Source organism: Ruegeria sp. HKCCA5491 (genome assembly GCF_013034565.1).
GTDB lineage: Bacteria > Pseudomonadota > Alphaproteobacteria > Rhodobacterales > Rhodobacteraceae > Ruegeria.
Genome location: NZ_WQGG01000014.1, coordinates 61,631 through 76,881, shown reverse-complemented (window position 1 = coordinate 76,881; position 15,251 = coordinate 61,631). Strand labels below are relative to the sequence as shown.

15 protein-coding genes are annotated in these 15,251 nt (G+C 57.9%); 12 read left to right on the top strand and 3 right to left on the bottom strand.

Features of this window, described 5'->3' with window-relative positions; genetic code table 11:
• Nucleotides 1-4 precede the first annotated feature (4 nt).
• The 12 genes from GOV88_RS17660 to GOV88_RS17610 all read left to right on the top strand — a co-directional run bounded on the left by GOV88_RS17660 (nt 5) and on the right by GOV88_RS17610 (nt 12,342).
• Nucleotides 5-1,042, top strand: coding sequence for a phosphotransferase family protein (locus tag GOV88_RS17660; RefSeq protein ID WP_171241243.1), 1,038 nt, complete (start codon nt 5-7; stop codon nt 1,040-1,042).
• A gap of 10 nt (nt 1,043-1,052) precedes the next feature.
• Complete coding sequence (locus GOV88_RS17655) at nt 1,053-1,835, top strand: IclR family transcriptional regulator (protein ID WP_171241242.1); 783 nt, start codon at nt 1,053-1,055, stop codon at nt 1,833-1,835.
• A 295-nt stretch (nt 1,836-2,130) separates the two neighbouring features.
• Nucleotides 2,131-3,372, top strand: coding sequence for a branched-chain amino acid ABC transporter substrate-binding protein (locus GOV88_RS17650; protein ID WP_254428784.1), 1,242 nt, complete (start codon nt 2,131-2,133; stop codon nt 3,370-3,372).
• Between the two features lie 88 nt (nt 3,373-3,460).
• Nucleotides 3,461-4,417, top strand: a complete 957-nt coding sequence (locus GOV88_RS17645) for a branched-chain amino acid ABC transporter permease (protein WP_171123406.1) — start codon at nt 3,461-3,463, stop codon at nt 4,415-4,417.
• Nucleotides 4,414-5,700, top strand: a complete 1,287-nt coding sequence (locus GOV88_RS17640) for a branched-chain amino acid ABC transporter permease (protein ID WP_171241241.1) — start codon at nt 4,414-4,416, stop codon at nt 5,698-5,700. Before GOV88_RS17645 ends, GOV88_RS17640 begins: the two co-directional genes overlap by 4 nt.
• Nucleotides 5,697-6,452: an ABC transporter ATP-binding protein gene (locus GOV88_RS17635; RefSeq protein WP_171123402.1), complete on the top strand. Its 756-nt coding sequence runs from the start codon at nt 5,697-5,699 to the stop codon at nt 6,450-6,452. Before GOV88_RS17640 ends, GOV88_RS17635 begins: the two co-directional genes overlap by 4 nt.
• A complete protein-coding gene (locus tag GOV88_RS17630; RefSeq protein WP_217358935.1) occupies nt 6,449-7,153 on the top strand; it encodes an ABC transporter ATP-binding protein in 705 nt (234 codons plus the stop codon). The genes GOV88_RS17635 and GOV88_RS17630 overlap by 4 nt, the downstream gene beginning before the upstream one ends.
• A 123-nt stretch (nt 7,154-7,276) precedes the next feature.
• Nucleotides 7,277-7,474, top strand: a complete 198-nt coding sequence (locus tag GOV88_RS20525; protein ID WP_254449266.1) for a hypothetical protein — start codon at nt 7,277-7,279, stop codon at nt 7,472-7,474.
• An 8-nt stretch (nt 7,475-7,482) separates the two neighbouring features.
• A complete protein-coding gene (locus GOV88_RS17625) occupies nt 7,483-8,025 on the top strand; it encodes an enoyl-CoA hydratase/isomerase family protein (protein ID WP_254449265.1) in 543 nt (180 codons plus the stop codon).
• Entirely contained in the window at nt 8,022-9,242 is a 1,221-nt protein-coding gene (locus GOV88_RS17620; protein WP_171241239.1) for a serine hydrolase, read from the top strand. Before GOV88_RS17625 ends, GOV88_RS17620 begins: the two co-directional genes overlap by 4 nt.
• Nucleotides 9,239-11,218, top strand: a complete 1,980-nt coding sequence (locus tag GOV88_RS17615) for an acetoacetate--CoA ligase (protein WP_171241238.1) — start codon at nt 9,239-9,241, stop codon at nt 11,216-11,218. Before GOV88_RS17620 ends, GOV88_RS17615 begins: the two co-directional genes overlap by 4 nt.
• A 110-nt stretch (nt 11,219-11,328) precedes the next feature.
• Entirely contained in the window at nt 11,329-12,342 is a 1,014-nt protein-coding gene (locus GOV88_RS17610) for an amidohydrolase (RefSeq protein ID WP_217358932.1), read from the top strand.
• A gap of 42 nt (nt 12,343-12,384) precedes the next feature.
• Here the strand turns inward: GOV88_RS17610 and GOV88_RS17605 are convergent, their stop codons facing one another.
• From GOV88_RS17605 to GOV88_RS17595, 3 genes are read right to left on the bottom strand one after another with little or no spacing between them, the layout of a single operon-like run.
• Complete coding sequence (locus GOV88_RS17605) at nt 12,385-13,170, bottom strand: SDR family oxidoreductase (protein WP_171241237.1); 786 nt, start codon at nt 13,168-13,170, stop codon at nt 12,385-12,387.
• A 10-nt stretch (nt 13,171-13,180) separates the two neighbouring features.
• A complete protein-coding gene (locus GOV88_RS17600) occupies nt 13,181-13,954 on the bottom strand; it encodes an SDR family NAD(P)-dependent oxidoreductase (RefSeq protein ID WP_171241236.1) in 774 nt (257 codons plus the stop codon).
• 9 nt (nt 13,955-13,963) lie between these two features.
• Nucleotides 13,964-15,250: an acyl-CoA dehydrogenase family protein gene (locus GOV88_RS17595; protein ID WP_171123901.1), complete on the bottom strand. Its 1,287-nt coding sequence runs from the start codon at nt 15,248-15,250 to the stop codon at nt 13,964-13,966.
• Between the last annotated feature and the right edge of the window lies 1 nt (nt 15,251).

Genomic DNA, 15,251 nt, shown 5'->3' with positions numbered 1-15,251 from the left:
TACGATGTCCCAATCGACCCAGACCCTAGATGCAAAGGCCGTGGCTGACTATCTGTCTGACAGGATTGAAGGCTTCGAGGGACCGGTCGAGTTCACGAAGTTTGAGGTCGGTCAATCCAATCCAACCTTCTTGCTAAGCACGCCTTCGCATAAATATGTACTGCGTCGCAAGCCGCCGGGCCAGTTGTTGAAATCGGCTCATGCGGTTGACCGAGAATACCGGGTGCAAAAGGCGTTGGCCGAGACGGACGTGCCCGTGTCAAAGATGCATCTTCTTTGCGAAGATGAAAGCGTCATCGGCTCGATGTTCTATGTAATGGACTTCATGGACGGGCGGCACTTCAACTTTCCCGAATTGCCCGATGTACCCCGGCACGAGCGGGGCGGTATTCAGAAGGCGATGAACAAAACACTGGCAGACTTGCACAGCGTCGATATCGGCAAGGTGGGCCTGTCGGATTACGGGCCGCCGGGGAATTATTTTGAACGTCAGATCGGCCGCTGGTCAAAGCAGTACCGCGCTTCGGAAACCGAGACCATCGCGGCGATGGACCGGCTGATGGCGCATCTGGTGGATGAGGCCCCCGAGGATGACGGACAACGGACGCTGGTGCATGGTGATTACCGAATCGACAATATGCTTTTCTGCAAGAGCAGCCCGGATGTGCTTGCTGTTTTGGATTGGGAATTATCCACCATTGGCCATCCCTATGCAGATTTGGCCGCCGTGATCATGCAATGGCAGATGCCGCCGGGTGGTATGGGCCGCGGACTGGCAGGCGTGGACCGTGCCGCCGAAGGTTTGATGACCGACGAAGAATTTGTCGCCGCCTATTGCACCTACCGGGGGTTGGATGGAATTGACCATTTCGGCTACTACCTGGCTTTTTGCTTCTTTCGTATGGCCGCAATTATTCAGGGCGTTTATAAACGAGCTTTGGACGGCAATGCATCCAACCCCGAGCGTGCGCGACAGTCCGGGCAGTTCGTTCCGATCTTTGCCGAACATGGGCTGCGTGCGTTGGATAGTGGTTGGAATTAAGGGGTAAACGATGGTCGAAGGCACCAGTGAGGAACTGAAAGACCGTAACTTCATCACCGCTTTGGCGCGGGGGCTGGATGTTCTACGGTGCTTTCGCGAAGGGGATACCGCACTTAGCAACACCGATCTGTCCAAACGAACCGGACTGCCGAAGGCAACCGTTTCGCGCCTGACCCACACATTGTGCAAGCTGGATTATCTTGAGGTCGACAATCGCACTGGCACCTATCGACTAAGCGCGGGCGTTATGCTTTTGGGGTTTGGCGTATTGGCAAGTCTGGACATTGCCGAACGCGCACGGCGCGAAATGCTGAAGTTGCGCAATGGTCCCAACTCGTATGTTGTTGTGGCTTTGGGCGAACGGCATGGAATGAATGCAGTTTATCTGGCGACCGAAACCTCGCGTGAACAGGTTTCCTTGGTGGCCCGTGTTGGGACGGGTCTGCCTTTGTTCCGCTCGGCCATGGGGCGGGCGATATTGACCGCGATGGACGAAGATGAACGCGCCCAGGCATTTGAGACCGCGCGGACGCAGGACAGCGATACCGAAGAGTTTCGGCAAAGCAGCTTCAACACAGCACAGGAAGAGATGGACCGGCTGGGTTTTTGTACCGGCTATGGAGATTGGCGACCGGACGTAAACGGAATCTCGGTTGCCTTCAGATCGGTCATCGACAACCGGGTGTTTGGTCTGAACGTAGGAGGTCCGTCTTTTCACCTAACCCCCAAAGAGCTGGAAACAGTCTATGGCCCGATGCTGGTTGAGGCCGGGAAAAATCTTAGTCTGGCCTAGGGACCGAAGTTGCCCGGGGTCTGTACTTCGATTGGACCGGCTCTGCGGCAAGTCTTGGAAATTTCTTTAGTCCGGTTTGTTCGTTTTTTTTAGCTATTGAACAAAAATTTTGCACCGGTGATCAGAACGCTGCTCAAGATTTGGGTGGCGCCTTTGGGTCTCTTAACTAATTGATTGTAGGCTATAAAAATAAAAGGAACTGTTGACTCTTTTCGGGGGTGTGTCACTGTGAGCCTGTGTTTTCCGGCACTGCGGAGGAGGCGTGTGTCGGACAATAACAGGGAGGAACAATGATATGAAAAATACAACAATGCGCGGCTTGAGTGCTGCGCTGGCAGTGGCGATTAGTGCAACTGCCGTATATGCCGAGAATATCAAGATTGCCTTTATCGACCCATTGTCTGGCCCTTTTGCGGCGACGGGCAATCAGGGTCTTGCGACGTTTAAGTTTGCCGCCGATGAACTGGTCAACAAAGAAGGCGGTGTTCTGGACGGTCAGAACTTTGAAATCGTCGCATTCGACAACAAGATCAGCCCCAAGGAATCGCTCATTCAGTTGCAGGTGGCAATCGATCAGGGCATCCGTTTCATTGCGCAGGGCAACAGTTCGGGCGTGGCCAACGCCCTGACCGACGCTATCGACAAGCACAACCGCCGCAATCCCGACAATCAGGTTATCTTTCTGAATTACGCGGCCGTTGATCCGGCCCTGACCAACGATAAATGTAATTTCTGGCATTTCCGCTTTGATGCGAATGCAGACATCAAGATGGACGCGCTGACCGATGTGATTGCAGCAGATGATGGCGTCGAAAAAGTGTATATCATCGGGCAGGATTACTCTTTTGGTAAAGCTGTGGCCGCCGCTGCGGTGAAATTCCTTGGCGAAAAGCGCCCCGATGTCGAGATCGTCGGAAACGAGTTGCATCCGATCGGCAAGGTCAAAGATTTCACCCCCTATGCCCGTAAGATCATGGCGTCAGAGGCAGATCTTGTGATCACCGGCAACTGGGGCGCAGACATGCTGAACCTCGGAAAGTCGGTGCTTGAGAACGGTTTTGAGGGGCCGATCTACACCTATTACGGCGCGGCTGACGGCATTACCGCTGCGTTCGGGGAATCCGGTGTCGGATCTCTGCGGGTGGTGGGCGAAGGCCAGATCAACCCGCCGGTCTCGGACCGTGCTGCCGCGTTTGTGACGGGCTTCAAGGAAGCCTATCCCGACACCGACCCGGCACAGCCGCGGATTGCCAACGTGGTTGAGATGCTGGCCAAAGCCATCAACGAGGCGGGCACAGCGACAGATATGGCTCAGGTTGCCTATGCTCTGGAAGGTATGGAGCATGACAGCATCTGGGGCACCAAGCTGAAAATGCGCGAGATCGACCATCAGATCATTCAGGACGTGCATATTCAGGCCCACACTGACGACGTGCAGTTCGACTATGACAACTCGGGCTTCGGGTTGAAGGCTGAGGACACGGTCACAATGGCGGCTGCCGATGCGGCAACCACCTGCAAGATGAAGCGCCCCTAACGCCTATGAGCGCTTGCAGCCTGCCGCGTGCGATGCGGCAGGCTGGTCTTGTCTGATGTTGTCAAATTCTTCGTGAAAGGGGACAGGCATGGAATTGATTGCCGTCAACCTGATCGACGGGCTGGTGACAGGGTTGCTTCTGTTCATGCTGTCCGCGGGTCTTACACTCATCTTTTCCATGATGGGTGTTCTGAACTTTGCCCATGCCAGTTTCTATATGCTGGGGGCGTATTTTGCTTTTCAAATCAGTGTCTTTCTGGGGTTCTGGATGGGGCTACTGATCGCGCCGGTCATTGTCGGTGTTCTGGGCGCGCTGGTCGAGCGTTATGGTTTGCGCCGAGTCCACCAATACGGTCATGTGCCCGAGCTAATCTTCACCTTCGGTCTGGCTTTGCTGATAGAAGAGCTGGTGCAGTTCATCTGGGGCAAAAGCGCGATGCCCTATGAAATTCCCGAGATTTTGCAATTCACCGCCTTTTCGATCGCGGGCAATGCTATCCCGGCCTACAAGATTTTCATGATCTTCACCTCGGTCGCGATCTTCCTCGTGCTGCTCTACATACTGACCAGAACGCGGGTAGGACTGATCATTCAGGCGGCCCTGAGTTACCCCAAGACAGTTGAGGCGCTGGGACACAACGTGCCGCTGGTCTTCATGGGGGTGTTCGGCGTCGGCACGGCTTTGGCCGGTGTCGCCGGTGTGATCGCGGGGCCGGTCCTATCGACCTTTCCGGGCATGGCTTTCGTGCTGGGCTCGATCGTGTTTGTCACCATCGTTATCGGCGGATTGGGCAGCCTTGGTGGTGCGCTTGTCGCGTCGCTGATCATCGGCTGGCTGACCACGTTCTCCAAGGCATATAACGTGCGTATGGAAGACATCCTGAACGGCATCGGATTTACCACGCCCGACCCGATCTGGGACAGCGCATGGCGCGATCTCTGGACGCTGACCTCGCCGCAGATCGCGGACATTCTGCCTTATATCCTGATGGTCCTGATCCTTGTGTTTCGGCCCTATGGTCTATTCGGAAAGCGGCAGGCATGACACAGACATCTCAAATCGCTGCCAGCAGACAGGCACCGGGCCTTTCGCTGGGCGTCGTCATGCCGTGGCTTCTGTCGGCTGCCGCGCTGGTGCTGTTGCCGATGGTGTTCACAGCCAATTCTGCCATTACCGTCATGAACCAGATGGCTATCACCATCATCTTTGCGCTGGCTTACAACATGTTGCTGGGGCAGGGCGGTATGCTGAGTTTCGGCCATGCGGTTTATATGGGTGTAGGCGGGTTTGCCTGTATGCACATCATGAACATGTCCGACTTTTTCGCCGCGCTGCCGCTGCCGGTTTTGCCGATCTTTGGCGGGCTTGTCGGGATGGGGCTGGCAATTGTCGTAGGCAGTTTCTCAACCCGCAGTTCGGGCACGGTTTTTGCCATGATCTCGCTTGGCGTGGGTGAGTTGATTGCCGCTTGCTCCATCATCATCGTCGTGTTTTTTGGCGGCGAAGAAGGGATCAGCGGTGACCGGACCTATGGCCTGCCTTTCTTTGGCATCGAGTTCCTGCGCCAGATCGAGGTTTACTATCTGACGGCCTTTTGGCTTATGTTGTCGGCGCTGCTGATGTTTCTATTCTCGCGCACGCCCATTGGCCGGATTGCCAATGCGGTGCGTGACAACCCCGAACGGGCCGAGTTTCTGGGCTATTCCCAGCGTTGGGTGCGGTTTCACAGCTTTGTCGCCTCGGGGTTCTTTGCCGGGGTTGCAGGGGCGCTGTTTGCGATCAACTACGAAATCCTGACGGAAGAGAACCTGAACCTTGCCACCTCGGGTGAGATCCTTCTTGTGACGTTTCTGGGCGGTGTTGGTTTCTTTTTCGGTCCGATCATCGGGGCCATCGTGTTTACGCTGCTGCGCACGGTGCTGGGGCTGGAAACCGAGCTTTGGGCCCTGTATGTCGGCCTGCTGTTTCTGGTCACCGTGATGTATTTCCCCGGCGGTTTGGCCGGGCTGTTGATGATGCATGCGCCGGCGGTCAAAATGAAACGGCTGAGGTCGCTGGCCGTGCCCTACGCCAAGGTGCTGGTCCCCGGCGTGTTTGCAATCATCGGCGCGGCCTGTCTGATCGAGATGGTGTTCCACCTGCGCCATGCCCCGCCGGGGGATCATCAGATGACCTTGTTCTGGATCAGCTTTGACAGCCACACGTTTCTGCCCTGGGCGGTTTCAACCGTGTTGCTGATCGGCGGCGGTTGGCTGGCCAAACGGTTCGCGCCTGACATGGCCAATAGCTATCACGCGGCAACCAGCCTGGATGGAGGTGGCGCATGACGTCTGCTCTTGAAATCACCAATCTGAGGAAAAGCTTTGGTCAGACCGAGATCATCCGGGGCGTTGACCTAAGCGTGCGCAAGGGCGAACGCCATGCGGTGATCGGGCCGAACGGGGCTGGAAAATCCACCTTGTACAACCTGATCACCGGGCGCTTTGCCCAGACCGCGGGCACTGTGCAATTGCATGGGCAGGATCTGCGGGGCAAGGCTCCGTTCCAGATCAACCGCCTTGGGCTCAGCCGGTCGTTCCAGATCACCAACATCTTTCCCAATATGTCGGTGTTCGAGAATATCCGCTGCGCATTGCTTTGGACGCGCGGGTACAAGTATTCTTTCTGGACGCTTGTGTCGCGCAAACAGGATCTGACCGACGCGGCCGATGAAATCCTTGCACAGATCAACCTGACCACCCGCCGGGATTTGCCAGCAGGGGTTCTGTCTTATGCCGAGCAGCGCGCGCTTGAGATTGGGATCACCATCGCGGGCGGGGCGGATGTCATCATGCTGGACGAACCCACCGCAGGCATGAGCCATTCGGAAACCGACTATATCGTCGAACTGATCCGTCAGGTGACCGAAAACAAGACGCTGATGATGGTGGAACATGACATGGGTGTGGTCTTTGGTCTGGCCGACCGTATCTCGGTTCTGGTTTACGGTGAGATCATCGCCACCGGCACCCCTGAAGAGGTGCGCGGCAATCCCCGAGTTCAAGAAGCCTATCTGGGCACCGCGATGGAGGATCACTGATGCTCGAAGTCAGGGATATGCACGCCTACTATGGCAAAAGCCACATCCTTCAGGGTGTGAATCTGAACATCGCCGAGGGTGAGATCGTGGCCCTGCTGGGGCGCAACGGGGTCGGGCGGTCCACGACCTGCAAGGCGGTGATGGGCGATGTCGAACCACATGGTTCTGTCCGGTTCAAAGGGCAGGAGATCGCCGGTAAAAAAGCCTACGAGATCGCCAATCTGGGCATCGGTTATGTGCCTGAAAACCGGGATATCTTTCCCGGTCTTACCACGCGGCAAAACCTGATCCTTGGGCTGAAACCTGGCCAGAAAGACGGCGATGGCCGCTGGTCGATGCAGAATATGTTCGACATGTTCGAAAACCTCGATAACCGCGCCGACGTTGAGGCCAGCGTTTTGTCCGGCGGAGAGCAGCAGATGCTAACCATGTGCCGGACCCTGATGGGCGATCCCGATCTGGTGATGATCGACGAACCCACCGAGGGGCTGTCGCCGCAGATGGTCAAACGCGTGGCCGAACTGTTGCAGGAAATCGCCGGGCGCGGCATCTCGACCCTGTTGGTGGAACAGAAGCTGGACATCGCTTTGGACATTGCCAACCGGGTCTATGTTATGGGGCATGGCCACGTGGTGTTCGAAGGGACGCCGCAAGAGTTGAAGCAGCGCGACGATATCCGCAAGGAATGGCTGGAGGTCTGAGCGCGCCACGTCGCAAGGCAGCAAAAGGGGGCGTTTGTAGCCCTCTTTTTGTGCGTTGGTTACGGGGCGGAGGTCCTATGCCGGTTGGATGATCGGGATGATGATCCCGTTGAAGGGGGGAAGATGACCGAATTTTTGCAAAGTCGCGATTTGGGTGACGGCGTGATGGCGTTGACGTTGGCGCGGGGGCCGGTGAACGCTCTGGACCCTGATTTTCCGTACGGCTTTGTCGACGCGCTAAACAATTTTTCAGCGCGCGACGATGTGCGCGGGGTGGTTCTGGAAAGCGCCTGCAAGGTTTTTCCGCCGGTCTGGACCTAAAGGACGCCATGGATTTGGATCGCGAGGCGCAAAACGGTCTGGTGGATGCGTTAAATCATGCATTCCTCACCCAGTTCTGTTTTCCGAAACCGCTTGTTGCGGCCGTGAACGGGGCGGCCATCGCCGGTGGGTTTTTCTTTGTACTTGCAGCAGATTGGCGTGTGGCTGGTCCGAAGGCCAGTTTCGGTCTGGCCGAAATCCGCGTGGGCGTTGACCTGCCCATTGGCCCGCTTGAGATCGCGCGCGCAACGCTTGAACCCAACACGCTGCGGCGGTTCCTTCTGACCGGCCAGCCGATCCACGCAGAAGATGCTGCGGCGCAAGGTGTGGTGGATGAGTTGGTCGAGGTTGAAACCCTGTTGGGTGCCGCGCAAAGCAAAGCGCAAGAGCTGGCCAGCTTGCCCGCCTTGACTTATGGCCGGGTCAAGCGGCAGCTTCGCGCCCCGGCAATTGAAGTGATCGAGGCTGAAATGAAACGGTTGGCGGGTGACACGGACCGGTCTTGGTTCAACGAAGAAACCCGCGACGCTATGCAAAGGATGCTGGCATGAGCGAAGGGTTCGACTTGGCGCGGCTGGAGCGTATCCGGCCCTGGATGCAAAGCTATGTTGAGGCGCGCAAATACCCCGGGGCCTCGGTCCTGGTCAAGCGTAACGGGACCGAGGTGTTCTATGCCGATAGCGGTCTGCGCAACATCGAAGAGGACCTGCCCTTCACCCGCGATACCATTGCGCGCATCTATTCCATGACCAAACCGGTGACGTCTGTGGCGCTGATGACACTGGTGGAACGGGGCCTGATCCATTTGGGCGCGCCAGTGTCCGAGTTCATTCCGGGTTTTGCCCGGATGCAGGCGCTGATCCCGGGTGCCACTCGCTTGGATCAGACGGAACCGGCTGCTACGCCGACCTTGCAGCAACTGCTGACGCATACCAGTGGTCTCAGCTATTCCTTCAACCCCGGTCTGGTGGCCGAGGCGATGGCGGATCAAAGGCTGGATTTCACTCCCAAACGCGGCACTTTGGCCGAGGTGGCTGACAAGGTCGCGGCACTACCACTGGCGTTTCAGCCCGGCGCTCGCTGGATGTACTCGGTCGGCATCGACATTGCAGGTCGGGTGGTCGAAGTTGTTTCGGGCAAGACACTGGACCAGTTCTTTGATGAAGAGATTTTCCAGCCACTTGGCATGACGGAAACCGCATTCAATGTGCCTGTGGATGCGGGTGACCGGTTTGCCAATCTCTATACGCCGCTCGATGATCCGATGGCGCTGAATACGGCTAAAGACGGAGGGGATACTTTGCGTTTGGCCGATGATCGCAAGACCTCGCCCTATCACACCACCAAGCAACGCTCGGGTGGCGGCGGGCTGGTTGGCACCATCGACGACTATATGAATTTTACCGAGATGCTGCGGCGTGGCGGTGATGCAGGCGATCATCGTATTCTGTCGCCCAAGACGCTGGTCTTCATGATGTCGAACCATCTGAAGGGCGATATTGCCGACATGGGCATCCCCAGTTTTGCTGAACAGCCAATGGCCGGCACCGGTTTTGGCATCGGCGGGTCTGTGACGCTGAACCCCGGTCGGGTGGGCGTGCCCGGCAGTGTCGGGGATTTTGCCTGGGGTGGCATGGCCTCGACCGCGTTCTGGGTCGACCCGGTGCATCAGATGAGCGTTGTGTTCTTCACTCAACTTTCGCCCAGTTCATCCTATCCATCGCGTGCGCAATTGCGCGCCCTGATCCACGGAGCTTTGATCGCATGACTGGGCAAAACACTGGCCGTCCGATCCTTTGGCAACCAACGCTGGAACAGGCGCAGGCTACCCCCATGGCCGGGTTCATTCGCTGGCTTGGGGCCGAACGGGGTTTGGAATTTGCCGATTACCCCGCGCTCTGGAATTGGAGTGTCACGGATCTTGAAGGGTTCTGGTCTGCCGTTTGGGAATTCTTCGATCTTCGTGCCAGTGTGGAACCCACGATTTTCTTGGCCGAACGGAAGATGCCCGGCGCGGTCTGGTGCCCCGGCACGATGCTGAATTACAGCGATCAGGTATTGCGGTGGGCAGAGGGCCAGCCCGACGCGACTGCGCTGATCATTGAATCCGAGACCTTTGGGGTGGCGTCACTGACATGGACCGAGCTTCATGATCGCGTGGCGAATCTGGCCGCGAACCTGCGACAGATGGGGGTGGGGCAGGGCGATCGCGTGGTCGCCGTCCTTCCCAACACCGAAACGGCGCTTATTGCCTGCCTTGCAGCGGCCAGTCTGGGCGCGATCTGGTCGCTTTGCGCGCCCGACATGGGGCGTGTTGCCATTCTGGACAGGTTCCGACAGATCGAACCCAAGGTGTTGATCGTGCAGGACGGCTATACCCATGCGGGGAAAGAAATTGACCGTCGGTCCCTGCTGCAAGAAATCCGCTCTGGGTTGCCTTCGGTGCAGCACACACTTTGGGTGCCCGTTGCGGGCGAGGTTCCCGATGATGCGCACGCTTTCCGCCCGCTGACACAGGGCGATGCGACGTACCAAAGCACGCCCGTCCCCTTCGATCATCCGCTGTGGATTGTCTATTCCTCGGGCACGACGGGGAATCCCAAACCCATCGTGCATGGTCATGGCGGCGTGCTGCTTGAAAGCGCAAAGCGCAGCCTGCACCAGAACCTGACGCAAACCGACAGCTATGCGTGGATGACGTCATCTGGCTGGATCATGTGGAACACACAGCTATCGGCGCTGGGCCAAGGGGCGACAGCCGCGTTGTTCGATGCTGCGCCCAATCATCCGGACATGATGGCCTTTTGGCGTTTTGCCGCCCGGAACCGGCTGACGTTTCTGGGGGCGGGGGCCGCGTTTTATGAGGCTTGCCTCAAGGCAGGCATACGTCCTGCCGATCTGGACCTGTCCGCGCTCAAGGGTCTGGGATCGACCGGATCACCGCTGAGTGCGGATGGCTATGACTGGATTTACGGCAACGTGAAGTCCGATCTGTGGCTGGCCCCGATCTCGGGCGGGACCGATATCGCCAGCGCTTTTGTCGGCGGCAACCCGATGCTGCCCGTGCGCGCAGGTGAAATGCAGTGCCGAATGCTGGGCAATGCCGTGCGCGCCTTCGACGAGGCCGGAAATGAGGTGTTCGACACTGTTGGTGAACTGGTATGCACTGAACCGCTACCTTCAATGCCCCTGTATTTCTGGGGGGATGAGGATGGATCGCGCCTGCATGACAGTTATTTCGACACTTATCCCGGCATCTGGCGGCATGGCGACTGGATCGAAATCACGCCCGAGGGCGCCTCGGTAATCTATGGCCGTTCGGACGCCACCATTAACCGCAAGGGGCTGCGGCTGGGCTCGTCCGAGATTTATCAGGCCGTTGAGGGGTTGGCGGAAGTGATGGATTCACTGGTGGTTGATCTTGAGTTTCTGGGCCGCGACAGTTTCATGCCGCTTTTCGTGGTGCTGGCCGAAGGTCTGACGTTGGACGAGTCTATGAAGGACAAGATCAATGGTGCAATCCGCAGCGCCGTTTCCGCGCGCTTTGTCCCCAACGAAATCATTCAAATCACCGAGGTGCCGCGTACCTTGTCGGGCAAGAAGTTGGAAGTTCCGGTGAAAAAGCTGCTTTTGGGTGGTGATCCTGCCCATGTGGTCAATCGGGATTCCATGTCGAACCCCGGCAGTTTCGACTTCTTTGTCGACTACACCAAATTGCGCGAGGAGGATCTGGTGCGGGGGTGATTTTGCGCACATAGGTTTTGCCCTGCGGCCAGCCCCTGCGACTTAGCGCCAAAAGGACCTTTACCATTCTGAAATGAAGAACGGGAATATTACGCAACTAAGGAGGCGTGATGAAAGTCGATAAAGCTTGGATTCCCCGCATGGCCGCGCGTGACGACTGGCTGGCGCATACCACCGAAAATATCATCGACCCCGAGCGCGAGATCGTCGATCCGCATCATCATCTGTGGGTGCGGCATGGGCACGTCTATGAGATGGCCGAGCTGCAAACCGATACCTCAAGCGGGCATAACGTGGTTGAAACGGTCTATATGGAATGCCGTTCTTACTATGATCCAGCATCGTCAAACCCGCTTGCCCCGGTAGGCGAAACCCGGCAGGTCGCGGCATTGGCCCGCGCCCATAACGGCCCGGCGCGTCTGGCTGGGATTGTCGGTTTTGCCGATCTGCGGAACCCGGATTTGGACGCCGTTCTGGATGCTCATGTCGCTGCGGGGCAGGGGTTGTTCAAGGGGATCCGCCACGCCGGAGCCCGAGATGCCGAGCCTGAACAATTTTTCCTGCCGGGTCGGGGGCCGAAAGACCTATATTCGGACCCGGATTTTCGCAGGGGCGTGGCGCTCTTGGGTGCGCGGGGGCTGACTTATGACACGTGGCAGTATCATCACCAACTGCCCGCTTTTACGGATCTGGCCCGAGCAGTGCCGGGTACCACGCTGGTTCTGGATCACCTGTCTACGCCTCTGGGCGTGGGGCGGTTTTCGGGACAACGCGACAGCATCTTTGCCCAATGGAAAGATGACATCGCAGCCCTTGCGGAATGTCCCAATGTGGTTGCCAAGCTGGGCGGCATGGCCATGCCCGATAATGGGTGGGGCTGGCATGATCGCAGCCAGCCACCGGGTTCGGATGAATTCGTCGATGTCATGGCCCCCTGGTATCACCACATGATCGCCTGTTTCGGGGCCCGGCGCTGCATGTTCGAAAGCAACTTTCCGGTCGACCGTATCTCGATCAGCTATCCGGTGTTGTGGAACGGCCTCAAGAAGATCGCCGCCGATTACAGCGAGAAAGAAAAGGCCGCGCTGTTCAGCAGCACGGCCCGCAGGGTTTATGACCTGTGACCAGCGTCCTCTATGTCGATCGCGGAGGCTAAACGGGGTGCTTTACTTCGGCGTTCCGGTCATGGCTGCGCCGTAAAACCGGTTGAGTTTGCGCATGCCCCCCAACCACCTGTCGTAGTTATCGGTCTTGTTGCGCATATAACCCAGCACCTCGGGGTGCGGCAGGATCAGGAAAGTTTCGTCTCGGATGGCCTGCAGGCAGGCTTCGGCCACGGGTTCGGCTTCTAACATACCGTCTTGCGAGGCCACTCCGTCCTCGTGTCCGCGCGTCATTTCGGACCGAACCGCCTGCGGGCAGAGTAGCGACACCCCGATGCCCTGATCGCGATAGGTGAAAGCCAGCCATTCGGCAGCTCCGACCGCGGCGTGTTTGGTAACCCCATAAGCCATCGAGCCAACCTGATTGAGCAGTCCAGCAGCCGAAGCGGTGTTCAGCAGATAACCACCCCCGCGTTCTATCATCCGTGGCACCACATGGCGCGCCGCCCAGATATGGGACATCACGTTGACCTCCCACATACCTTGCCAGATGTCGTTGTCGGTTTCAGGCCCACCGATACTGAGGATACCCGCGTTAGAGCAGAAGATACCGATCGGCCCAACCTCGGTTTCGGTTCGGTCGATCAGCGCGGAAATGTCATCCTCTTTCGAGACATCTGCTTTGATTGCGATGCCGCCGATCTGGTTTGCGGTTTCTTCCGCGCCGGGCAGGTTCAGGTCGGCGCAAATAACCGATTTGGCACCCGCCGCAGCAAAGGCCGCAGCCAAAGCTTTACCGATGCCGCTGGCGGCGCCGGTTACGACAACGATTTGTCCTTCGATTTCCATGGCTTTCCCCTTAGGTCCACATCACGGCGCCGCCATCCACGGTCAGCGCCTGACCCGTGATATAGCGGCTGGCGTCAGAGGCCATGAACGCGGCGATGCCGGTGAAATCCTCTGGCTCTCCCAGTCGGCGCAGGGGCACCTGGCGCAGGTAGGATTCGGCTATTTTTGGATTGTCCCACAGGGCGCGGGCGAACTCGGTCTTAACCACACCGGGGCATAGCGCATTGACCCGCACCCCCGCCGGACCCATTTCCATCGCCAGGTTTCGCACCAGCGCGATCAGCGCCAGTTTCGAGATGTTGTATGTGCCCAGCGTGTCAGATGGCTTGAACGCGCCGACGGACGAGGTGAACAGCATCGAACCGCCGCCCAGCCCCTCCATATCCGGGAAGACAGCATTTGCCAGCCACAGGTTCGACTGGACGTTGGCCTGCATGGTCTTTTCAAAGGCTTCATCCGTGATGTCGCGCATTGAGCCGTAGAACGGGTTCACGCCAGCGTTTCCGATCAGGACCGAGATCGGCCCCACCGTTTCGCGGGCTGCTTTGGCCAGTGCCTCAACCTCTTGCCTGTTGCCGATGTTGCAGGTCATTGGTGTTGCGGCCTTGCGACCCACGGCGTCGTTGATTTCGGCGGTGGCGGCCTCAAGCGCTTCGATCTTTCGCGCCGAGATCACCACATTGGCCCCTTGCTGTGCCAACCCTTTTGCCATTTCCAGCCCCATCCCGCGGGACGCGCCGGTCAGCAGGGCATTACGCCCGGTCAGATCAAACATGTTGTTCATCGTTTTTCCTTACGGCCCGTCGAACTGCCTTCCGCCTTTTGTTCCGGCTGATGTACCTGCCTGACGTTCGTTAGAAGCCAAATAATCCTTGACCTCTGCCCGCGCGACGACGGCGTGGTGGACTTCATCCGGGCCATCAGCAAAACGCAGGGTGCGCTGGCCGGTATACATCTCGGACAGGGGCGACCATTGCGAAATACCGGTCGCGCCGTGGATTTGCATGGCCTGATCAATGATTTGACAGACTTTTTCCGGCACCATCGCCTTGATCATCGACACCCAGATGCGCGCCTCTTTGTTGCCCATCGTGTCCATCGCCTTGGCGGCCTTGAGGACCATCAGGCGCATCGCCTCGATTTCGATCCGCATGCGTGACAGGGTTTCCATGTTCTTGCCCAGATCCAGAAGTTTTCTGCCAAACGCCTCGCGGCTGATACCGCGCGCGATCATCAGGTCCAGTGCCCTTTCCGCTTGACCGATTGAGCGCATGCAATGGTGAATTCGCCCCGGCCCAAGCCGCAATTGCGAGATTTCGAACCCGCGCCCTTCGCCCCACAAGATGTTGCTTTCGGGGACGCGCACATTGGTGAACCGGATCTGCATATGCCCATGCGGAGCGTCATCCTGACCGAAAACATGCATAGGGCCTACGATCTCGACACCCGGCGTGTCCATCGGCACTAGGATCTGGCTTTGCTGACGGAATGTCTCTGCGTCGGGCGAGGTTTTCACCATCACGATCATGATCTTGCAGCGCGGATCGCCCGCGCCCGAGATGTAATATTTCTCGCCATTGATGACCCATTCGCCGTTTTCCAGCACGGCGCGGGTGCTGATATTGCGCGCGTCAGATGAGGCCCTGTCCGGTTCCGTCATAGCAAAAGCCGACCGGATTTCACCGGCCAGCAGAGGTTTCAGCCATTTTTCCTTTTGTTCTTCGGTTCCGATCCGCTCCAGCACTTCCATGTTGCCGGTATCGGGGGCCGAGCAGTTCAGCGTTTCCGAGGCCAAGGGGTTTTTGCCCAGTTCAGCGGCGATATAGGCATAGTCGAGGTTCGACAGACCCTCGCCGGTTTCGGCATTGGGAAGGAAAAAATTCCACAGCCCCGCATCGCGTGCCTTTTGCTTGGCGGTTTCCAACAGTTCAAGCTGACCGGGGGCATAGGACCAGCGGTCGGCCCGGCCATGGCCTAGCCGGTGATATTCTTCGGTAATAGGATCGACGTTTTCAGCGATGTGCTTGATCACCTTTTCCAAAAGCGGCTTGGCCCCTTCGGACATTTCCAGATTATTCATA

What these genes read in the sequence shown, in the direction of transcription:
- GOV88_RS17645 (WP_171123406.1), top strand. Translation starts at nt 3,461, where the DNA reads ATGGAATTGATTGCCGTCAACCTGATCGACGGGCTGGTGACAGGGTTG.
- GOV88_RS17650 (WP_254428784.1), top strand. Translation starts at nt 2,131, where the DNA reads ATGAAAAATACAACAATGCGCGGCTTGAGTGCTGCGCTGGCAGTGGCG.
- GOV88_RS17620 (WP_171241239.1), top strand. Translation starts at nt 8,022, where the DNA reads ATGAGCGAAGGGTTCGACTTGGCGCGGCTGGAGCGTATCCGGCCCTGG.
- GOV88_RS20525 (WP_254449266.1), top strand. Translation starts at nt 7,277, where the DNA reads ATGACCGAATTTTTGCAAAGTCGCGATTTGGGTGACGGCGTGATGGCG.
- GOV88_RS17635 (WP_171123402.1), top strand. Translation starts at nt 5,697, where the DNA reads ATGACGTCTGCTCTTGAAATCACCAATCTGAGGAAAAGCTTTGGTCAG.
- GOV88_RS17655 (WP_171241242.1), top strand. Translation starts at nt 1,053, where the DNA reads ATGGTCGAAGGCACCAGTGAGGAACTGAAAGACCGTAACTTCATCACC.
- GOV88_RS17640 (WP_171241241.1), top strand. Translation starts at nt 4,414, where the DNA reads ATGACACAGACATCTCAAATCGCTGCCAGCAGACAGGCACCGGGCCTT.
- GOV88_RS17615 (WP_171241238.1), top strand. Translation starts at nt 9,239, where the DNA reads ATGACTGGGCAAAACACTGGCCGTCCGATCCTTTGGCAACCAACGCTG.
- GOV88_RS17660 (WP_171241243.1), top strand. Translation starts at nt 5, where the DNA reads ATGTCCCAATCGACCCAGACCCTAGATGCAAAGGCCGTGGCTGACTAT.
- GOV88_RS17595 (WP_171123901.1), bottom strand. Translation starts at nt 15,250, where the DNA reads ATGAATAATCTGGAAATGTCCGAAGGGGCCAAGCCGCTTTTGGAAAAG.
- GOV88_RS17610 (WP_217358932.1), top strand. Translation starts at nt 11,329, where the DNA reads ATGAAAGTCGATAAAGCTTGGATTCCCCGCATGGCCGCGCGTGACGAC.
- GOV88_RS17605 (WP_171241237.1), bottom strand. Translation starts at nt 13,170, where the DNA reads ATGGAAATCGAAGGACAAATCGTTGTCGTAACCGGCGCCGCCAGCGGC.
- GOV88_RS17625 (WP_254449265.1), top strand. Translation starts at nt 7,483, where the DNA reads ATGGATTTGGATCGCGAGGCGCAAAACGGTCTGGTGGATGCGTTAAAT.
- GOV88_RS17600 (WP_171241236.1), bottom strand. Translation starts at nt 13,954, where the DNA reads ATGAACAACATGTTTGATCTGACCGGGCGTAATGCCCTGCTGACCGGC.